This is a genomic window from Nocardia implantans (assembly GCF_035544775.1).
Classification (GTDB): domain Bacteria; phylum Actinomycetota; class Actinomycetes; order Mycobacteriales; family Mycobacteriaceae; genus Nocardia; species Nocardia implantans.
On the sequence record NZ_JAYKYQ010000015.1, the window covers coordinates 37595 to 56729 of the forward strand.

General features: G+C 70.0%; 19 protein-coding genes, 1 pseudogene and 1 riboswitch. Of the genes and pseudogenes, 12 read left to right on the forward strand and 8 right to left on the reverse strand.

The window, feature by feature from the left end:
* Nucleotides 1-74 precede the first annotated feature (74 nt).
* Together U3653_RS28540 and U3653_RS28545 are read right to left on the reverse strand one after the other, a co-directional pair.
* On the reverse strand, nucleotides 75-530 hold the full coding sequence (locus tag U3653_RS28540; protein WP_195077990.1) for a hypothetical protein: 456 nt from the start codon (nucleotides 528-530) through the stop codon (nucleotides 75-77).
* 239 nt (nucleotides 531-769) lie between these two features.
* Nucleotides 770-1822, reverse strand: coding sequence for an alpha/beta fold hydrolase (locus U3653_RS28545; RefSeq protein ID WP_195077991.1), 1053 nt, complete (start codon nucleotides 1820-1822; stop codon nucleotides 770-772).
* Nucleotides 1823-2014: 192 nt separating this feature from the next.
* Here U3653_RS28545 and U3653_RS28550 point away from each other — a divergent pair.
* From U3653_RS28550 to U3653_RS28560, 3 genes and pseudogenes are all read left to right on the forward strand, one after another.
* A pseudogene (locus U3653_RS28550) lies at nucleotides 2015-2194 on the forward strand (glyoxalase superfamily protein); the annotation flags it as partial.
* Nucleotides 2195-2282: 88 nt separating this feature from the next.
* Nucleotides 2283-2741, forward strand: coding sequence for a DUF2752 domain-containing protein (locus tag U3653_RS28555; protein WP_323124571.1), 459 nt, complete (start codon nucleotides 2283-2285; stop codon nucleotides 2739-2741).
* Nucleotides 2742-2769: 28 nt separating this feature from the next.
* Nucleotides 2770-2955 carry a hypothetical protein gene (locus U3653_RS28560; RefSeq protein WP_195044543.1) on the forward strand — a complete coding sequence of 62 codons (186 nt, stop codon included), beginning with the start codon at nucleotides 2770-2772 and terminating at the stop codon, nucleotides 2953-2955.
* On the opposite strand, the gene U3653_RS28565 is transcribed toward U3653_RS28560, so the two are convergent.
* Nucleotides 2956-4302: a M1 family metallopeptidase gene (locus U3653_RS28565; protein WP_195077992.1), complete on the reverse strand. Its 1347-nt coding sequence runs from the start codon at nucleotides 4300-4302 to the stop codon at nucleotides 2956-2958.
* Entirely contained in the window at nucleotides 4302-8213 is a 3912-nt protein-coding gene (locus tag U3653_RS28570) for a Pls/PosA family non-ribosomal peptide synthetase (protein ID WP_195077993.1), read from the reverse strand. The genes U3653_RS28565 and U3653_RS28570 overlap by 1 nt, the downstream gene beginning before the upstream one ends.
* Nucleotides 8214-8829: 616 nt before the next feature.
* Nucleotides 8830-8943: riboswitch (SAM riboswitch) on the forward strand.
* Nucleotides 8944-8991: 48 nt separating this feature from the next.
* Between U3653_RS28570 and U3653_RS28575 the strand changes: the two genes are divergently transcribed.
* The 3 genes from U3653_RS28575 (at nucleotide 8992) to U3653_RS28585 (ending at nucleotide 11021) form a co-directional block, all read left to right on the forward strand.
* Nucleotides 8992-10311: an aminotransferase class V-fold PLP-dependent enzyme gene (locus tag U3653_RS28575; RefSeq protein WP_195077994.1), complete on the forward strand. Its 1320-nt coding sequence runs from the start codon at nucleotides 8992-8994 to the stop codon at nucleotides 10309-10311.
* Between the two features lie 67 nt (nucleotides 10312-10378).
* The gene (locus U3653_RS28580) at nucleotides 10379-10735 is read left to right on the forward strand and encodes a type II toxin-antitoxin system RelE/ParE family toxin (protein WP_195077995.1); all 357 of its coding nucleotides are present in this window, start codon (nucleotides 10379-10381) and stop codon (nucleotides 10733-10735) included.
* Entirely contained in the window at nucleotides 10728-11021 is a 294-nt protein-coding gene (locus U3653_RS28585; protein WP_195077996.1) for a helix-turn-helix domain-containing protein, read from the forward strand. Before U3653_RS28580 ends, U3653_RS28585 begins: the two co-directional genes overlap by 8 nt.
* Before the next feature lie 12 nt (nucleotides 11022-11033).
* On the opposite strand, the gene U3653_RS28590 is transcribed toward U3653_RS28585, so the two are convergent.
* The 3 genes from U3653_RS28590 to U3653_RS28600 form a co-directional block, all read right to left on the reverse strand.
* Nucleotides 11034-11501 carry a flavin reductase family protein gene (locus U3653_RS28590; RefSeq protein ID WP_195078389.1) on the reverse strand — a complete coding sequence of 156 codons (468 nt, stop codon included), beginning with the start codon at nucleotides 11499-11501 and terminating at the stop codon, nucleotides 11034-11036.
* A 197-nt stretch (nucleotides 11502-11698) separates the two neighbouring features.
* Nucleotides 11699-12175 (reverse strand): YbaK/EbsC family protein, encoded by a 477-nt coding sequence (locus tag U3653_RS28595; protein ID WP_195077997.1) that lies wholly within the window; start codon nucleotides 12173-12175, stop codon nucleotides 11699-11701.
* 54 nt (nucleotides 12176-12229) lie between these two features.
* A complete protein-coding gene (locus tag U3653_RS28600; RefSeq protein WP_397071648.1) occupies nucleotides 12230-12544 on the reverse strand; it encodes a 2-oxo-4-hydroxy-4-carboxy-5-ureidoimidazoline decarboxylase in 315 nt (104 codons plus the stop codon).
* Nucleotides 12545-12732: 188 nt separating this feature from the next.
* On the opposite strand from U3653_RS28600, the gene U3653_RS28605 reads away from it, so the two are divergent.
* Together U3653_RS28605 and U3653_RS28610 are read left to right on the forward strand one after the other, a co-directional pair.
* Nucleotides 12733-13554 carry a crotonase/enoyl-CoA hydratase family protein gene (locus tag U3653_RS28605; RefSeq protein WP_195077999.1) on the forward strand — a complete coding sequence of 274 codons (822 nt, stop codon included), beginning with the start codon at nucleotides 12733-12735 and terminating at the stop codon, nucleotides 13552-13554.
* 188 nt (nucleotides 13555-13742) lie between these two features.
* Nucleotides 13743-13985 carry a hypothetical protein gene (locus U3653_RS28610; protein WP_067794586.1) on the forward strand — a complete coding sequence of 81 codons (243 nt, stop codon included), beginning with the start codon at nucleotides 13743-13745 and terminating at the stop codon, nucleotides 13983-13985.
* Between the two features lie 125 nt (nucleotides 13986-14110).
* Here the strand turns inward: U3653_RS28610 and U3653_RS28615 are convergent, their stop codons facing one another.
* Nucleotides 14111-14602, reverse strand: coding sequence for an inorganic diphosphatase (locus U3653_RS28615; RefSeq protein ID WP_195078000.1), 492 nt, complete (start codon nucleotides 14600-14602; stop codon nucleotides 14111-14113).
* A 218-nt stretch (nucleotides 14603-14820) separates the two neighbouring features.
* Here U3653_RS28615 and dacB point away from each other — a divergent pair, with 218 nt between their 5' ends.
* From dacB to hpt, 4 genes are all read left to right on the forward strand, one after another.
* Nucleotides 14821-16260, forward strand: a complete 1440-nt coding sequence (dacB, locus tag U3653_RS28620; RefSeq protein ID WP_195078390.1) for a D-alanyl-D-alanine carboxypeptidase/D-alanyl-D-alanine endopeptidase — start codon at nucleotides 14821-14823, stop codon at nucleotides 16258-16260.
* A 13-nt stretch (nucleotides 16261-16273) separates the two neighbouring features.
* On the forward strand, nucleotides 16274-17383 hold the full coding sequence (locus U3653_RS28625; RefSeq protein ID WP_195078001.1) for a zinc-dependent metalloprotease: 1110 nt from the start codon (nucleotides 16274-16276) through the stop codon (nucleotides 17381-17383).
* A 172-nt stretch (nucleotides 17384-17555) separates the two neighbouring features.
* Nucleotides 17556-18578 carry a tRNA lysidine(34) synthetase TilS gene (gene tilS, locus U3653_RS28630; RefSeq protein ID WP_323124573.1) on the forward strand — a complete coding sequence of 341 codons (1023 nt, stop codon included), beginning with the start codon at nucleotides 17556-17558 and terminating at the stop codon, nucleotides 18576-18578.
* Nucleotide 18579: 1 nt separating this feature from the next.
* Complete coding sequence (gene hpt, locus U3653_RS28635; protein WP_195078003.1) at nucleotides 18580-19134, forward strand: hypoxanthine phosphoribosyltransferase; 555 nt, start codon at nucleotides 18580-18582, stop codon at nucleotides 19132-19134.
* Nucleotide 19135 lies beyond the last annotated feature (1 nt).

Consider the following 19135-nt stretch of genomic DNA (forward strand, 5'->3'; position numbering starts at 1 on the left):
GTCAGACGGCCGAGGGGCCCGGCGCCGCTGGCCCGGATCCGGGTGGGAGCACGTCGTAGCGCAGGGCGCATGGTCTACGTCACGACGAAGACTCCCTTTCCGGGGACGTGGGGCGCGTCCGTCGCGATCAGAACTTCCACGCGCCCCAGACCGGAGGGAATGGACACCGGCACCCAGGCGCCTGCGACGTTCTCCTCGGCCGGTGTGTTGTCATCGAGCCGGATCGGCGGCAGGGTGCCGAACACCCCGGTGTCGGAGTTACGCCAAGAGACCGTGACCGTGACGCCACAGGAGCCGCCGGGCCGGTCGGGCGCGAAGACGAATTCCGGGCGGATCCACAGCGTGGGGTCGCCGGAGTAGTTGCGGTCGGGGTCGTAGTAGGCGGCGATCATGCCGATGCCCGCGCCGCCCCCGGCACAGAGCGTTCGTGCCGGGGGGACACCGAGGGGGAGCGCGGATACCGCCGGGGCGGTCGCACCGAGTGCGCCGATGGACAGGGCCAAGACCGCCACACGATGCCGAACATTCACCCGCTGCTCCCTTCGTCGGACCGAAACTGTCTGTCTGCTGTGTCGACATGAGTTCGCGGAGTGTTAACGGGAGCCTATGTGGGGTGCGTTGAGTAGCCGTGATCCGGCACCGGAGTGCCCGGCAATTCAAGACAAGCGACCGCCGGTTGGAGATTGTGGCGGGGCGGGCCGATCGTGGTTCGGAAACGCTGCTCCTCGACCGGGGCCTCAGCCCCGCCCAGGAGCAGCGTCCGCCGGGGTCAGCCCGCGGCCGCGGAGTGCAGGTGTGTGCTCTCGGCGATGGCGGCCAGTTCCGCGTTGAAGCGATCGGCGGCTTCGATATTGCCCAAGTGCCCCGTGGGCCAGACGTGGTAGGCGGCCAGGTGACCGGTTTCCGCGAGCGCATCGGCGATGCGGCGGGACATGCGTTCGGGCAGCAAGCGGTCGTGGGCGCCCGCGATCACCGTGGTGGGCACGGTGAGAGCGGCGGCGGCTTCGGCGAGATCCATGTCGGCGAGTGCGGCGGCGTGCCTGCCGCGGGTGAGCGGCCTGCACGAGCGCACGATGCCGAGCGCGAACTCCACTTGGTCCGCGGTCGCGTGCGGGGTCATCACGCGGGCTTTGAGCAGCGCGCTGGTCGGCCAGCCGCCCGGCAGCGGGACCGGGGCGGTCAGCAGTGTCTCCGCGACGATCATCGGCATCCGCACGCTGGCGCCGAACAGGGTGAGGGGACGATCCGCCAACGTCAACGGCTTGTTGAGCAGGGGAAGCAGATCCGTGTCGTAGCGGATGTTGCCCGACGTGCTGTTCAACAGGACGGCGGCCGCGGCCTGCTTGCGGACCTGCTCCGGATAGCGAGCCGCCCACGCCTGCACGGTGATACCGCCCATGCTGTGGCCGACCAGCACGGCACGCTGTCCTGGACGCAGCGTGGCAGCCAGCACGGCCGAGAGATCGTCGGCCAGTGACTCTTTGCTGGGCAGGGTCTTGCCCGGCTCGCTCGCGCCGTGGCCGCGCTGGTCGTAGCAGACCACCCGGTACCGGTCGGCGAACGCGTTGATCTGCGGGTTCCAGTACTCGATGCTGCAGCTCCAGCCGTGGATCAGCACGATGACATCGCCCTTGGCCGGACCGTACGCGTGCACCCGCAGGCGAGCGCCGTCTTTGGTGGTGACCGGAATGACCGCGTGGCGGGCGGTGGGCGCGTTCAACGACGCGGTCCGGAAGGTGCGGGACCGCAGTCCGGCGCGGTAGTCGGCGGTCAGCGCACCGTTATACGCGTCCGCCAGCGTCTTCATCGACTTCACCAGCATCAGGCACTCCTTTGTGTCCACCGTCACCGTACAGTGCAAGCAACGGTGCTTGCTAGTGTTAGCGCTGCACGCCGGTGTTCGTGGTCTATATCGGGGAGTACCCCCGGATTCGTACGGCAAAAGATCATTTCGGCAGAAAAAGTCGTACGTGCTTTTTCCGAGGTTGTCGGGCCTCGATGCCAAGATCGCGGCATGGCCGCCATCGAGTTCGCCGCTCCGATACCCGTCGTGCGCAGGTTCGACGTCGCGCGGACCTATGCGTTTTACCAGGACTACCTGGGCTTCGCCGTGGACTGGGAGCACCGGTTCGGCGCCGAGTTCCCCCTCTACGCGCAGGTCTCCCGGACCGAGGCGACGCTTCATCTCAGCGAGCACCACGGGGACGGCACCCCGGGCAGCGTCGTGTGGATCGGAGTCGGCGCCGTAGCGGCGCATGTCACCGCCCGGTTACCGTTGACTGGTGGACATCGCGCATCCTGCCTCCGCCCCGGTGACGGACCCGGGAACCGAGCCGAAGACCGGGTGGCGCGGGGCGGCGCTCCCGCTGCTGGTGGCGGGCGTCGGCGTGGGTGTCGGCCTGCTGCTGCACGTGCGCGACCCGCACGTCGAAGGCTCCTACGGCACCTGTCCGGTCTACGCCCTGACCGGCTGGTATTGCCCCGGCTGCGGTGGGATGCGCGCCGTGCACAATCTCACCGACGGGCATGTCATCGATGCCCTGCACAGCAACTTGCTCGCGCTGCCGCTGGTTCTCGCCTTCGCGGTCTGGGTGCTGGACTGGACGGCGCAAGCGTGGCGCGGCCGGAAGATGCGGCTGCCGTCGATCAGCCGGACCACCATGTGGACATTCTTCGCGTTGCTGGCGATCTACACCGTCGTACGCAATACGCCGTGGGGAACCCTGTTCACACCCGTGTAACACGCGCATGGGCGGGCAGCCCCCAGGTATGAACGATTCGCTGAAGACCCGGGTGCGGGAGAAGTTGCTGCGCCAGCTCATCGAGGATCCGCGGGACGCCGAGCGCGACGACCCACGCCAGATCGCCGTGGCGACCGACCTGGACGCGCTGGCCAACGTGCCGGAGGACCATCCACTGGTCGAGGAACTCGCCGCGCGATACCTGGTGTTCTGATCAGGCCGTCGACGCGCCGCCGTGGGGCGGCAGCTGCGGTAGTCGCTCGGCGAGCAGCCAGCTGTCCCAGAGTGGGCGCAGTGACACCAGGCTGTAGTGCCCGGCCAGGTCGGTGAATTCCTCCGTGGTCACCGACGAGTGACGGTAGCGAATGGTCCATTCCCGGAGCAGGTCGAAGAAGGCCGAGTCGCCGAGTTCCAGGCGTAGCGCGTGCAGGGTGAGCGCACCCCGCTTGTAGACGCGATCGTCGAACATGCGTTGCGGTCCCGGATCGCCGATGACGATGTCCTGGGGTTCGCGGGCCAGGTTGTGCCGCGCGGCGCGGGCCAGCTGGTCGGCGGTGGGCCCGCCCGCCGCCTCCGACCAGATCCATTCCGCGTAGCAGGCGAAGCCTTCGTGCAGCCAGATGTCCCGCCACTGCCGGATGGTCAGGCTGTTGCCGAACCACTGGTGCGCCAGCTCGTGTGCGACCAGCCGTTCCGCGCCGCGGCGGCCGTCGCAGTGATTGGCGCCGAAGATGGAGATGCCTTGGGCTTCGATCGGAATCTCCAGCTCGTCGTCGGTCACGACCACGGTGTAGTCCGCGAACGGGTAGGGACCGAATTTCTCGCTGAAGACCTCGAGCATCCTCGGCTGACGAGCGAAGTCGTGGTCGAAGGCGGCGCGCAGCCGCGGCGGCAGGATCGCGTGCATCGGCACCGGGGCGTGCGAAGAACCGACGCGGTGCTTGCGATAGTGACCGATCTGGATCGTGGCCAGGTAGCTCGACATCGGCTCGGCCTGCTCGTACACCCAGGTGGTCTGACTGGACTTGGTCTGCTTGCGCAGCAGGGTCCCGTTGGCCACCGCGTAGTACGGCGAATCGGTGGTGATCGAGATCCGGTAGCTGGCTTTTGAACTCGGGTGGTCGTCGCAGGGGAACCAGGACGCCGCGCCATTGGGCTGGCTTGCCACGATCGCGCCTTCGGTGAGTTCTTCCCAGCCCACCTCGCCCCATGGCCCGCGCACCGGTTTCGGTGTGCCGCCGTACTGCACCACGAGCGCGAGCACGCCGCCGGCCGGAATCCGCTGTGCCGGGGTGACGATCAACTTGCCGTGCTGATGGGCGAATTTCGCGGCCTTGATCCCGTTGACCGACACTTTCGACACGCTCAGTGCCTGTCCGAGGTCGAGCGCGAACCGGGTGCGCGCCTCGGTGGTCACGGCGGTGACGGCGGCGCGTCCGGTGAGCCGGTTGGCGGACACCCGATAGGTCAGCTCCAGCTCGTACCGGGAAACCCGGTACCCCCGGTTGCCGTTCTGCGGGAGGTACTCGTCGATGGGGGCTTCGTAGAACTTGCCCGCCATCAGCGCGCCCCGGGGTCGCCCGTGAACCAAGGCGCGATCGGGTTGCCCCACCAGCGCGTCGAGGCCGGCACCGCGTCACCGCGCATCACCAGGGAAGCCGGGCCGATGGTCGCGCCGTCGCCGAGCGTCGACGCGGGCAGGGCCACGCAGTGCGGGCCGAGGGTGGCGCCCGCGCCCAGGGTGACGGTGTCCATGGCCATGATCCGGTCGTGGAACAGGTGGGTCTGCACCACACAGCCGCGTTCCACGGTCGCGCCGTCGCCGAGAGTCACCAGGTCCGCCTCCGGTAGCCAGTAGGACTCGCACCATACCCCGCGCCCGATCCGGGCGCCGAGGCCCCGAAGCCAGAGATTCAGGACGGGCGTCCCGGTCGCGGCGCGCGCGAACCACGGCGCGGCAACCGTTTCCACGAAGGTGTCGGCGACCTCGTTGCGCCAGACGAACGAACTCCACAGCGGATGCTCCTCGGCGCGGATACGCCCCACCAGCAACCATTTGGCAGCCACCGAGCTCGCCCCCGCCACGGCGCCGGCCGCGAGCAGCACCAGCCCGCTGAGCAGCCCGGCGGCCAGGTGGCCGAAGGTCTGCGCGAGCCAGGCGAGGGCGCACAGCACGCCGAGACCGATCGCGAAGGTCACCAGAACGGGGATCAAGCGGCAGGTCTCGACGAAGCCGCGGGCGACGCGCAGGCGGGCGGGCGGATCGAAGGTGCGCGCGGTGTCGGCGTTCTCCGCGGCGCGGCGCAGCCGGACCGGCGGGCTGCCCAGCCAGGACGAACCCGGCTTCGCTTTGGACGGCGCCGCCGACAGCACCGCGACCAACCCGTTCTTCGGCACCCGCCGCCCGGGGGCGGTCATGCCGGAGTTGCCGAGGAAGGCGCGCTTGCCGACCTTCGCCGCGCCGATGTGCAGCCAGCCGCCGCCGAGTTCGTAACCGGCGATCATGGTGTCGTCGGCCAGGAACGCGCCGTCCGCGACGGTGGTGAACTTCGGCAGCAGCAGCACCGTGGACGCCTCGACGCTCTTGCCGACCTTCGCGCCGAGCAAACGCAGCCACACCGGGGTGAGCAGGCTGGCGTACAGCGGGAACAGGAAGGTGCGCGCGGAATCGAGCAGGCGCTCGGTGGCCCATGCCTGCCAGCCGACCCGGCTGCGCACCGGGTGGTAGCCCTCGGTCAGGCCGATGCTCAGCAGCCGGACCGCGACGACGGTCGCCGCGGCGTAGACCCCCAGGCTCAGCAGGGTCGCGAGGGGCAGGACGGCGAACCCACGCGCGACACCGTCCGCGAGCGTGCGGGTGTCGCGAACGAACCAGGCGAGGATCGCGCCACCGGCTCCGATGCCGAGAATCGGCATGGCGGCCAACGCCATCGACGTGATGCCGAACACGCCGACCCAGCGCCGGGCCCGAGCGGGCGTGTGCGCGGGCCAGCGGTGCTGCGCCTTGCCCACCTTCACCGCGGGCGAACCGGCCCACCCCTGTTCCGCCTTCACCTTGCCCGCCACCGCGGAGCCGGGCGCCACCTCGGCGTTCCTGCCGATCTTCGTGCCGGGCAAGAGGATCGAACGGGAACCGACCACCGCGCCGGGGCCGACGACGATCGGGCCGAGATGCACCACGTCGCCGTCGATCCAGTAGCCGGACAGATCGACCTCCGGCTCGACGCTGCAGCCGTCGCCGAGTTCGAGCATCCCTGTCACCGGCGGGAGGCTGTGCAGATCGACGCCCTTGCCGATCTTCGCGCCGAGCGCGCGGGCGAACGGCACCATCCACGGGGCGCCGGACAGGTTCTCCGCGCCGCTGGCCTCGGACAGCCGCACGGCCGCCCACAACCGCAGATGCACCGAACCGCCGCGCGGATAGCGCCCCGGCCGGACCCCGCGCAGCAGCAGCCGCGCGCCCGCCACGCAGATCGCCATGCGGCCGAGCGGCGAGATGAACAGCAGGAACGCGACCAGCGTCCACCACCAGGACAGCCGAGGCAGCCACGGCAGCGAGCCGGACCAGGCCGCGATATTGCCGACGATCGCCAGCCAGGTGAACCACTGCAGTCCGGTGAGCGTGGTGAGCGGAATGGTGGCGAGCACCTGCGCGGCTTGCGCGAGCCACGGCGTCGGCCGCACCGTCCGGTCGGCGACGGCCACGGTGGGCGTGGTCTGCTCCAGCAGTTCGGCTAGCGCGCCGAGGCGGGGGTGATCGTAGACATCGGCGACGGCGATCTGCGGATACCGTTCGCGCAGTGCGGTGACCAACTGCGCCGCCGCGAGCGAGCCACCGCCCAGGTCGAAGAAATCCGCGTCGAGATCGCCGACCTCGGCGCCGAGGATGGCATCCCAGAGCCCGGCGATCCACAGGGCCGTGCCGGTCAGCTCGTTGTCGTCGTCGTCATCGGCGGCGTTGGGCAGCGGCCATGGCAGCGCGTCGCGGTCGACTTTGCCGGAGGTGCGGGTGGGCAACTCCGCGACCACGGCGAGCCGGGGTACCAGCGGCGCCGGAAGCCGGCCGGCGAGGACGGCGCGCGCGGCCTTGGCATCGAAATCCGGTCCCGGCCCGGTCAGATAGCCGACCAGAAGTTTGTTGCCCGCTTTGGTGGTCCGGATGGCCGCCGCGGCGCCGGTGACGCCGGGCAGGTGCTGCAGAGCGTTGTCGATCTCGCCGAGCTCGATGCGCCGCCCACCCAGCTTGATCTGATCGTCGGCGCGGCCGAGGAAGACCAGACCGGCGCTGTCGTTGCGCACCAGGTCGCCGCTGCGGTACGCGCGCTCCCAGCCGACGGACGGCAGTGGGGCGTACTTCTCGGCGTCCTTGACCGGGTCCAGGTAGCGGGCGAGTCCGACGCCGCCGATCACCAATTCGCCGGATTCCCCCTCGGCCACCGGGTTACCCGCCGCGTCCACGACGACCAGGTCCCAGCCGTTGAGCGGCAATCCGATTCGGATCGGCCATCGGCCGTCCAAGCGCGCGGCGCACGCGACGACGGTGGCTTCGGTGGGGCCGTAGGTGTTCCACACCTCGCGCGTCGCGTCGCCGTTGCCGGCGAGCCGCTCGGCCAGTTCCGGCGGGACGGCCTCACCGCCGAAGATGAGCAGGCGCACCGCCTCCAGCGCCTCGACCGGCCAGGTCGCCGCCAGCGTGGGCACGGTCGAGACGACGGTGATCCGCCGCCGCACCAGCCAGGGGCCGAGATCGGCGCCGGTGCGCACCAGCTCGCGCGGCGCGGGCACCAGGCAGGCTCCGTTGCGCCAGGCCAGCCACATCTCCTCGCAGGACGCGTCGAAGGCGACCGACAGACCGGCGAGCACGCGGTCGCCGGGACCGATCGGGGCGTCCTGGAGGAACAACTCGGCTTCCGCGTCGACGAAGGCGGCCGCGTTGCGGTGGGTGACGGCAACGCCTTTCGGCGTTCCGGTGGAGCCGGAGGTGAAGATGATCCAGGCGTCGTCTCCGGGAGCGGGCAGCGTCGACCAGGTTTCCGGGCGCTCCCGCTCCGCCGCGCGGATGCCCGCGGCCGTGGTTTCGATGCCGTCCGCGGTCACGATCGCGGTGACCTGCGCCTCGCCGAATACCAGCTGGGCGCGCTCGTCGGGATCGTCGGCGTCGACCGGCACGTAGGCGGCGCCGGAGTACAGGACGGCGAGAATGGTCACGTAGAGCTCGCGTGTGCCCGACGGGATGCGCACGCCGACCCGGTCGCCCGGCCGCACACCCGCGGTGGCGAGACGGGCCATGGTCTTCTCGATCTCGACGACCAGCTCCAGGTAGGACAGCACCACCTGGCCGTCATCGATGGCAGGGGCCTCGGGATGAGCGAGCGCCGTCGCGGTCAGGATGTCGACCAGCGTCCTGGCCTCCGGCGCGCGGTCGCCGCGTGACAGCGGGCGCGCCCGCGCGTCGACGTCTGTCTCGAGCATGGTGCTCCGCGCACCTCCCATCGACTTGCCCACACTTTCGCGTTGTTTGTGTCATAGCTGGGTTACCAAAGGGCAAACGCCGCGCTGGCCAATCGTCCACGGTACCCGGGCTTGTCGTCGTCCGTTGTTCACCTGACCCGACGACGGACCGACCGGCGCGGTGCCCGTTGTTGCAGGTGGGATCGACATTCGCCGTCGCGGCGCGGCAATCGCTGGTCGGCGGGACGCCGTGCGGTTCGCCGGAAGATCGCTGTTTCGGGGATGTGATTCCGCTCATCGAAAGCGGAGGCCGCGATGAATACCAAGGGCCTATGCTCGGCTCCGGCCGGGCCGTGGAGGGGCGCGGCCGGTGCGGAACGGCATTCGCATTCGACTCGCGCCGGCCCGCTCCAGGCTTGCCGGTAACCGCTGAGCGAACCGCCTCGGGATGCTGCCGCCGGTGGCCTGCGTCAGTTGCCGAGCGACGTGCGGAAACCCGAGGCGGACACGGCTCGCGTGTTGTCGTGGGGGTGCTTGTAATGGCTCGCGTGCGGTGGTTATCTCCACGCGGTGCTCGTGAGGACTCGGGGTCGAGCGTGGTTGACAGCGCCGGGGCGCTTCTGCCACCCTCGGGTCAGGTCATGAGTGCCAGCGCGAAGCCCCGGCTTGCTGGCCGGCAACCCTCCTCCGCGGTGGGGTGCTCCGGGTGACGACCCGGCCGCCGCCCGACCGGGCGCGGCAAGCGCGGACTCGACGAATCATTCGATTGCGGGTCCCTGAGCCGACGGGATTTCACGTGATGACTACGACTGTCGACAACACCTGTGCCGCTCTCGCCCGGGTCTCCGGCGACGAACTGCGTGTGCCGCTCGTGCAAGGCGGGACGGCCACCTACGCCAACTTCGACTACGCGGCGAGCGCGCCGGCCTTGACCCAGGTCACCGACCGGGTGCAGCAACTGCTGCCGTACTACGCGAGCGTGCACCGCGGCGCAGGCTACGCCTCGCGGATCTCCACCGAGTGCTACGAGGCCGCCCGCGGGTCGGTCGCCCGGTTCCTCGACGCCGCCGACGACCAGGTGGTGGTGTTCACCCGCAACACCACCGATTCGCTGAACCTGCTCGCGTCCTGCGTCCCCGGCGACACGGTGGTGCTCGACATCGAGCACCACGCCAATTTCCTGCCCTGGACCAGGCGGGGCAGGCGCGTCGTGCGGGCGGCCGACACGGTCGAGGAGACCATCGGCAGGCTGGTGGCCGAACTGTGCAGCAGGCCCGCCGCATTGCTCGCGGTGACCGGCGCGTCGAACGTGACCGGGGAGGTGCTGCCGCTGGAGCGGCTGGCCACCGTCGCGCATCAGTGCGGCGCCCGGATCCTGGTGGACGCGGCGCAGTTGGCTCCGCATCGGCGAATCAGCCTGCGCGCCCGCGGGATAGACTACGTGGCTTTCTCCGGGCACAAGCTCTACGCGCCGTTCGGCGCGGGTGTGCTGGTGGGCAGGCGGGATTGGCTCGACGCGGCCCGGCCCTACCTCGCGGGCGGCGGCGCGGTGCGCGAGGTGAGCGCCGATTCGGCCGAGTGGGCGCCCGCTCCGCAGCGGCACGAAGCCGGCTCGCCGAACGTGCTCGGCGCCGCCGCGCTGGCCGCCGCCTGTGACGCGCTCTGTGCCATCGAAGCCGAAGCCCTTGCCGCGCATGAACACCGGCTCGCCGACCGTCTCCGCGACGGCTTGGCCGCCATTCCCGGCGTCCAGCTGTTGCGCATCTGGGCCGACAGTCCCGACTCCGTCGGCATCGTCGCCTTCACCCTGGACGATTTCGTCCCCGGCCAGGTCGCCGCGTATCTCTCCGCCGAACACGGTATCGGCGTACGCGACGGACGCTTCTGCGCCCACCCGCTGCTCACCAGGCTCGGCTTGGACGGCGCGCTGCGCGCCAGCATCGGCCTCGGCACCACTTCGACCGATGTGGACCGTCTGATCGATGCGATCGCCACCTTGGTCGAAACCGGCCCTGCCTGGAACTACACCGCCGAGAACGGCGTGTGGAACCCCACCCCCGAAACCCGCCCGTTCAGCTCGACCGCCCCCACCGGCGCGGCCCCCTGCCTCGTCGGCTGAAGCCGCGCTTGTCCGTCGTTTCGTCGAAAAGGGCGCTTCAGCTGCCACACGTTATAGCATTCATGCTATGGGTTGGGGTATCGTGGAGTTGGAACCGGAGATACGCGATTGGGTGGAAAGGCTCCCCACGGTCGCATTCGCCCGGGGGGCGTTCTACATCGATTTGCTCGAAGACAAGGGACCGCTGCTCGGCGAGCCGTATACCCGGCAGCTAGACGGTAAGCTGCGGGAACTGCGGTTCTTTTTGGACAGTTTCGCGGTCCGGCTCACCTACTGGATTGCGCCTGGGCGTCGGATCGTGATGCTGACCGTGTTCGTCAAGACGAGGATGCGGGAGCATGCCGAGGTCGAGCGAGCGCGACGAGCGCTCGACCGCTGCATCGCGGAGCGGCATACGGCCGAGGAGGATGAGATCAATGGCTGAGCGTGGCGATTGGGCGGAAATCAGGAACCGCCGGATGAAGGAACGCGGCGCCGCGGAAGCATATGAGGCGGCTCGGTTGGCTTATGAACTGGGGCGGACAATTCGGCGGATGCGCGAGGAACGAGGCTGGAGCCAGACCGGACTGGCCGACGCCGCAGGTATGACTCAGTCCGCGGTCGCCCGGTTCGAGGCTGGTGGAACGGTGCCCAGCCTTCCTGTGCTGGAGCGGCTGGCCCGTGCGCTTGACGCCGAGCTGGTGGTGCAGGTGCGACCGAGAGTGGCGTAGCGGAACTCCGGGTCAGTCGCCGAGGGGGGTCGGCCGGTAGTAGCGCCCGTTGTAGTACAGCAGGGGCGCGGCGGACGGCTTCTCGTCGGTGTTGTCGTGGACTCGGGTGACCAACCCGACGACGAAGGTGTGGTCGCCGATGGGGATCAGTTGGTGCACCGTGGCGCGCAGCCAGATGGGGGTGCCGTGCAGGACCGGTTCGCCGGTGTCGAGGGCGGTCCACAGGGATCGGTCGGTGAAGCGTTCCTGCGCGGTGCGGGAGAACCGCTGGGCCAAGTGCTGCTGGTGTTCGCCGAGGAAATGGATGACGACGGACTCGGCGTCCAGCATCCCGGACAGGCTGGATGAGGTGTGCGCGATGTTGAACGAGACCAGGGGCGGGTCCAGCGACAGCGAGGCGAACGAAGTCGCGGTGAAGCCGACCGGTCCCTGCGGCGATTGCAGCGTGACGACCGTGACGCCGGCCGGATAGTGGCGCATGGACGCGCGATATTGCTCCGCGGTGATGCCGCTCAGATCGTCCGGAACCCGTAGTTCCGTTTCCGGCTGTGGTGCGTCGGTCACACCACGAAACTACGCCCGGTTTCCCGGCCGACGGCGGTGGCATATGTCGCATCCGGCCGATGACTGTGCTGCCCCGGCCGCGCGACCCGCGCTTTTCGGGACGCTCGCACCGGTCAGTCGACGTCGATCGGCAGCCCCGCGGTGATGCGCAGCAATTCCGGGAACGACGTGCGGAAGACGGTGTTCGGATGCCCGCCCGCGGCCCACAGCTCGCGATGGTGGGCCAGCGCGTTGTCCACCCAGGTGGGCAGGTTGGTCGGATGGCCGACCGGTGCGACCCCGCCGATGGGCTGGCCGGTCACCTCGCGCACCATGCTCGCGGGGGCGCGGGTCAGCGTTCCTTCCAGGCGCGCGCCGGTCTTCGCCAGATCGACCTGGTGCGCCCCCGAGACCAGCAGCAGCACCGGATCGTCGTCGAGCAGGAACACCAGTGACTTCGTGATCGCCCCCACGTCGACGCCCAGTGCCCGCGCGGCGTCGGCGGCGGTGTGGGTCGGCTCCGGCTGGGCGACGATGAGACCGTGATGGCCACGGGAGATGAGGGTGTCGGCGACCCGGCAGGCGACCGGTGGCAATGACGACCTGCGCATCCCACCAGGGTAGAGCGATAGCGGGCGAGACGCCGGGCGAGTCGCGCTGTCGGCTCAGTATTCCGGGTAGCCCTCGGCCGGGCCGAGCATCCGGGCGATCCGCACGCGGGTGATCCGCGCCAGCTCGGTCACGTCGCGCGCCGAGACCGGCTCGTGGGCAACTCCTTCGAAGGCGCGGTCGACATCCTGCTGCGAGAGCGCGAGCAGTTCGACATCGGCTTTGTTCAGCAACGCGTTGCGATCGGGATAGGGACGGGCGTCGGCCAGTGTCGCCGCCCACGTGACGTTGCAGCAGCACTCGTACAGCGCGTGCACCGCGCGGCCGCGGGGCAGTTCGTTGAAGCGGTCGAGACCGATCCCGCGATGCATCAGCACGATGTCCTCCGAAGCCGGTGAATGAGGTTTGCTGACCTGCTCATGATCCGCTGTTCTCGCCCCCGGCACCCAGTACACCATCGCGAATTTGCACAGGCTTTACACGCGCCGAGTTCCGCTTTCCGAGTCGTGCGGCACCGGGTCGGGACACGGGTCCGGATTTGTCTCGATACGCTGTACAAATGACAGATTGGCAGGCTTTCACCGTCGAAACCAAGGATCACGTCGCGCAGGTGACGTTGATCGGGCCCGGCAAGGGCAACGCGATGGGTCCCGACTTCTGGCGCGAGCTGCCGGAGGTGTTCCGTGCGCTCGACGCCGATCCGGACGTGCGCGCGATCGTGCTGACCGGCTCCGGCAAACACTTCTCCTACGGTCTGGACCTGCCCGCCATGAGCGGCACGTTCGGCCCGTTGCTGGCCGATCGCGCGCTGGCCGCGCCGCGCACCGACTTCCTCGTCGACGTGCGCAGGTTGCAGGCCGCGATCACGGCCGTGGCCGACTGCCGCAAGCCGGTGATCGCGGCGGTGTCCGGCTGGTGCATCGGCGGTGGGCTGGACCTCATCGCGGCGGCCGACATCCGCTATGCCAGTGCGGAGGCGAAGTTCAGTCTGCGGGAGGCGAAGGTCGCGATCGTCGCCGACGTCGGCTCGCTGCAGCGGCTGCCCGGCATCATCGGTGAGGGCCACCTGCGCGAACTCGCCTACACCGCAAAGGACATCGACGCCGCGCGCGCGGAGAAGATCGGCCTGGTCAACGACGTCTTCCCGGACCAAGATGCGGTGCTGGACGCGGCGCACGCCACCGCGCGCGAGATCGCCGCCAACCCGCCGCTGGTGGTGCAGGGCGTCAAAGACGTGCTCGAGCAGCGGCGCAAGGACGAGATCGCCGCAGGCCTGCGTTACGTCTCCGCGTGGAACGCCGCGTTCCTGCCGTCGGAGGACCTCACCGAGGCGGTGAAGGCCGTCTTCGAGAAGCGCGCGCCCGAATTCCGCGGCCAGTGACGCCGGCGGCGCGCTCGCACCCCGGGCGGGCGCGCCGGACCGGACCCCAAGGGTGGGTATCAAGGGTGGGCAAGGTGATTCGCCTCAGGGTTGCGTTGCCCTCACCCTAGGGGTGGCTGTGCGAGGTGCCGATCGCCCATATCGTTTGAGGCGTCGAAAATTTCATCTCGCATTCAGGAGCAAGAACAATGCGTATCAAGTCCTTCTTCGCCGCTGGTCTGCTGGCCACCGCCGCCGTCGCCGGGGTGTCGACGGCCGCATCGGCCTCGGCCGCACCGGTTTACCAGGAGGTCGCCTACGGCGGCACCTACGTCGGAACGTACGCCACGCTGAGCGCGTGCCGGGCCGACGGCGAGTCGCCGAGCACCGGCGGCTACTACTGGGAGTGCATCGAGACCTGGGACGGCTACGACCTGTACATCTACTACTGAGCCACCTGTCACAGAGAAGGGGCATCCGGAATCCGGATGTCCCTTTTCGCTTTTCGTGACGCCGGACGGCAGAGCGGGGAGCCGGTACCCACCGGACTCCCCGCTTTCGTTGTGCCCGAAGGGCTTCAGTGCCCGCCCTGGTCCTTCAGCCGCTGGATGGACGCCTCCACCTCGGCCTCGGCCTCGGCCCGCCCGACCCACTCCGAGCCCTTGACGTACTTGCCCGGCTCCAGATCCTTGTAGCGCTCGAAGAAGTGCTTGATCGCGGCCAGTTCGAACTCGGGGACGTCCTTCAGATCCTGGATGTGATCCCAGCGCGGATCACCCGCGGGCACGCACAGGATCTTGTCGTCGCCGCCGGCCTCGTCGGTCATCTTGTACATGGCGACCGGCCGAGCCTCGACGATCACGCCGGGGAACACCGAATCGGGCAGCAGGACCAGCGCGTCCAGCGGGTCGCCGTCCTCGCCGAGGGTGTTCTCGATGTAGCCGTAGTCGGCGGGATAGACCATGGACGTGTACAGGAACCGGTCGAGCCGGACCCGGCCGGTCTCGTGATCGACCTCGTACTTGTTCCGGGAACCCTTGGGGATCTCGATGGTGACGTCGAACTCCACGCCATCTCCTTCGTGCATCGGTGCCGAGTACGGACGACTCGGCTTCTTTTCGGCGACTGCCGACTCGGCCGCTGCGGAGTGCGCCGACTCGCCAGGTTGTTCAGGGGAACGGTTGCGCAACGAGGATAGTGTGGTCGGCGGGGACATGGGTGCGGCAGGCGGCTGCTGCGGGAATCGGTCAGGAGAGCGGCGGCGACGTGTTTGGTGGGAACGAGAACATCGGTGGGCTGGCCGCCCGGCGGCGCCGCAACAGATGGCTGTTGATCTCTGCCGTGCTGGTCGTGCTGGCCGTGGCCGCCGCGGTGACACTGCTGGCGGTGCGTCCGTGGACCGACGAGTTCCGCCACGGTGGCCTGACCATCGCCGCCCCGCCCGCGCCGGTCGAGCCGTCCCCGCAGGTCGGCCCGGCGCGGCCCGCCGGTTCCGCGCCGAGTCCCGCCGGGGTCGCCGCCGCGCTGGCTCCGGTGATCGCCAATCCGGACCTCGGCGCGTTCGCGGGTCAGGTGACCGATGCCGACAGCGGGACGGTGCTGTGGAGCGGCGACGCGAACCGGCCGATGATCCCCTCGTCCACCGCGAAGATCCTCACCACCGCGGCGGCCCTGCTCACGCTGCCCGCCGAGCACCGGGTGACCACGAAGGTGGTCGCCGGCGCGGCGCCGAACGAACTGGTGCTGGTCGGCGGCGGCGATCCGACGCTCACCGCGCAGCCGGACGGCAAGGGCTACTACCCGAACGGACCGCGGCTGTCCGAGCTGGTCACTCAGATCAAGGCCGCGGGCCGCGCGGTGGACACGATCGTCGTCGACCTCTCCGCCTACGCCGGCCCGGCCATGGCGCAGGGCTGGGACCCGATCGATATCCCCGAGGGTTCCATCGCCCCGATCGAGCCGGTGATGATCGACGGCGGCCGGTTGCAACCGCTCGTCGAGTACTCGCCGCGCACCGCGACGCCAGCCCTGGACGCGGGACGGCGGCTGGCCACCGAACTCGGCCTCGACCCGGCGCGGGTCAAGGCGGGCGTCGCGCCTGCGGGCGCGGCCGAGGTCGCCTCCGTGCGTTCGGCGCCGCTGCGCGACCGGCTGCGCGACATGATGGTCCACTCCGACAACGTGCTGGCCGAGGCGATCGGACGGGAGATCGCGACGGCCACCGGCGGCGAGGCCTCGTTCAGCGGCGGGGTCACCGCGGTGCGCACGGCGCTGAGCAAGGCCGGTTTCGATCTGTCCGGCCTGGATATGCACGACAGCAGCGGGCTTTCGGTGGACGACCGGATTCCCGCGCGTTTGCTCGACCGGGTGGTCGCGACCGCGGCCGGACCCACCGCCGCCACGGCGGTGCAGCAGACGGGCGCAAAGGCGAAGCCGGAGAACGACCGGCTGGCGGCCACTTTGGCGCCGATGCTGGACGACCTGCCGGTCGCGGGCGCGACGGGCTCGCTGACCAGCCGCTACGTCACCCGGGACCGTCAGGCCGCGGGCTGGGTGCGAGCCAAGACCGGAACTCTGTCGGTCTCCAGCGCGTTGGTCGGATATGTGCTGGACGCCGATGGGCGGGTGCTGACCTTCGCGCTGATGTCGAACGATCGACCGCCGGAGGTGAGCAGGCCCGCGTTGGACGCGATCGCAGGCACGCTGCGAAACTGTGGATGCTCGTGACGGGTGGTTGATCATGACCCAGCAAGGTTCCGAGACAGCCGGACTCGGCTCCGCCGATACGGTCGAGCGGCGCAAGCTCCGCTCGGGCCTGTCGGGCGTGGTCGATTGGCGCCTGGCCGCGCGGACCGGCTCCGCTCTGGTGCCCGCGGGTCCGCGCACGTCGCGGTACTCGGCCGAGCAGGTGGTCGCCGAACTCGCCGATTCCTCCGTGCGGGCCGAGGCGCCGGTGCGCGAGGTCAGCGGGTTGCTGGACGACCGGCCGGTCCCGGCGGCCAGGATCGTCGACCGGCCGGGGTGGATCACGGCCGCCGCCGACTCGATGGCCCAGCTCACCGGTGCGGGCGAGGCGCAGGCCGACCGCAAGTTCCTCGCGGGCAAACCCGCCGGGGTGCAGGCGGGCGCCATGCTCGCCTTCCTGTCCACCGCGATCCTCGGCCAATACGACCCGTTCACGGGCGCGGATGGCACCTTGCTGCTGGTCGCGCCGAACATCGTGGCGGTCGAGCGTGCGCTCGGGGTGTCGCCGAGCGATTTCCGGTTGTGGGTGTGCCTGCACGAGGTCACCCATAGGGTGCAGTTCTCTTCCGCGCCCTGGCTCGGCGAATACATGCGCGCGAACGTCGAGGTGCTCGGCGAGGTCGGTGACGAGCCGATGAGCGAGATGCTGTCCCGGCTGGTGGAAGAGGTGCGCGACCGTCGTCGCGGCGGCGCTCCCGATGACCCGGCCGCACGCGGCGTCGTCGGCCTGCTGCGCGCCACTCAGGCTCCGCCGCAGCGTGCGGCGCTCGACCGGCTGCTGATGCTCGGCACCCTGCTGGAAGGGCACGCCGATCACGTCATGGACGCGGTCGGCCCCGCGGTTGTCCCGTCGGTGGAGCAGATCCGCAGCGCGTTCGACCAGCGGCGCAGGCGTCCGGCCAACCCGGTGCAGCGGCTGCTGCGCGCCCTGCTCGGCGTGGACGCGAAGGTCGCCCAGTACGTGCGCGGCAAGAAGTTCGTCGACGAGGTGGTCGGCGCCGTCGGGATGACCCGGTTCAACACGGTGTGGACCGAGGCCGACACGCTGCCGCGCACCGATGAGATCGAGCATCCGCAGCGCTGGATCGAGCGCGTGCTGGCCTGAGCGAGCGCGCCGGTGCCCGGCCGGCGGCGACTCGCCGCGCGCGGCAGGCCGGTAGGCTGCGCCCATGGGGCGTGCGCCAGGAACGACACCCGGGCGCTTCGGGTCGGAGAGCGGGCCATCCGGTTCCGGGCGGCCGTCTGGAACCGTCCGGCGATTACCCGAGACCGCTGCCGTGCTCGCCGTCCGCAGGGCGGTCCGGGATTGGCTGAGCAGGTTCGGGCCGCGCGAGTCCGACGAGCGAGCCGTCGCGGTGGCGTTGTCCGGCGGCGCGGATTCGCTGGCGCTCACCGCGGCGGCGGTGGTCGAGACGGACGCGGTGGACGCTCTGGTGGTGGACCATCGCCTGCAACCCGGTTCCGGCGCCGTCGCGGCCGAGGCCGCGGCACAGGCCCTCGCCCTCGGTTGCCGGTCCGCGCGCGTGCTCGCGGTCGAGGTCGGCACCGAGGGCGGTGTGGAAGCCGCCGCGCGCCGGGCCCGTTACGCCGCACTGGACTCCGGGCGCCACGGCCTTGCGGTGCTGCTCGGGCACACCCTCGACGACCAGGCCGAAACGGTGCTGCTCGGCCTCGCGCGCGGCTCGGGCAGCCGCTCGATCCAAGGGATGTCCGCCTGCGCCGAACCGTGGGGGCGGCCGTTGCTCGGCGTGCGCAGGGAAACCACCCGGCGCATGTGTGCCGATCTCGGCGTGACACCGCATGACGATCCGCACAACGCGGCGCCGGAGTTCACCAGGGTCAGGCTGCGCACCGAGGCGTTGCCGCTGTTGGAGGAGATCCTCGGCGGCGGGGTGGCCCCGGCGCTGGCGCGCACGGCCGAGCAGCTGCGGGAGGACGGCGCGGTCCTGGACGCGCTCGCCGCCGAACTGCGGCACACCGCGAGTGATGGCCGCACGCTGCTGATCGAGACCCTTGCCACTGCGCCCGCCGCCCTGCGTAAACGGGCAATTCGGGCATGGTTGCTCGACAACGGGGCGAAAGCCCTGACCACCAAGCATTTACAGGCAGTCGACGAACTGGTGACGGCTTGGCGCGGGCAGGGCGGCGTCGCGGTCGGCGGCGGTACCGCGGGTAGCAGGTTGGTCGCCGGGCGCGAACATGGCAGGCTGGCACTGCGGCTGGACGAGGACGGCATCGGACCGATGACGCAGACCGAACCGGCCGGACGGGCTCACCACCACGGAAGGGAATCCAGCTGACGTGTACGGGGATGACATCGCGTCGGTGCTGATCACCGCCGACCAGATCGCCGCCAAGACCCAGGAGCTGGCCGAACTCATCGCCAAGCGGTATCCGCCGGACGCTCCCGAGGGCGATCTGCTGCTGGTCGGCGTGCTCAAGGGCGCGATCTTCTTCATGACCGACCTGGCCAAGGCCCTGCCGATCCCGACCCAGATGGAGTTCATGGCCGTCTCGTCCTACGGGTCGTCGACCTCGTCCTCCGGCGTGGTGCGCATCATGAAGGACCTGGACAAGGACATCGCGGGCCGCAACGTGCTGATCGTCGAGGACATCATCGACTCCGGGCTCACGCTGTCGTGGCTCAAGCGCAACCTGTCCACCCGCAACCCGGCTTCGCTCGAGGTGGTCACCCTGCTGCGCAAGCCCGACGCGCTGCGCACGCCCGTCGAGGTCGCGCACGTCGGCTTCGACATCCCGAACGAATTCGTCGTCGGCTACGGTCTCGACTACGCGGAGCGCTACCGCGACCTGCCCTACATCGGCACCCTGAACCCCAAGGTCTACGGCGGCTGAG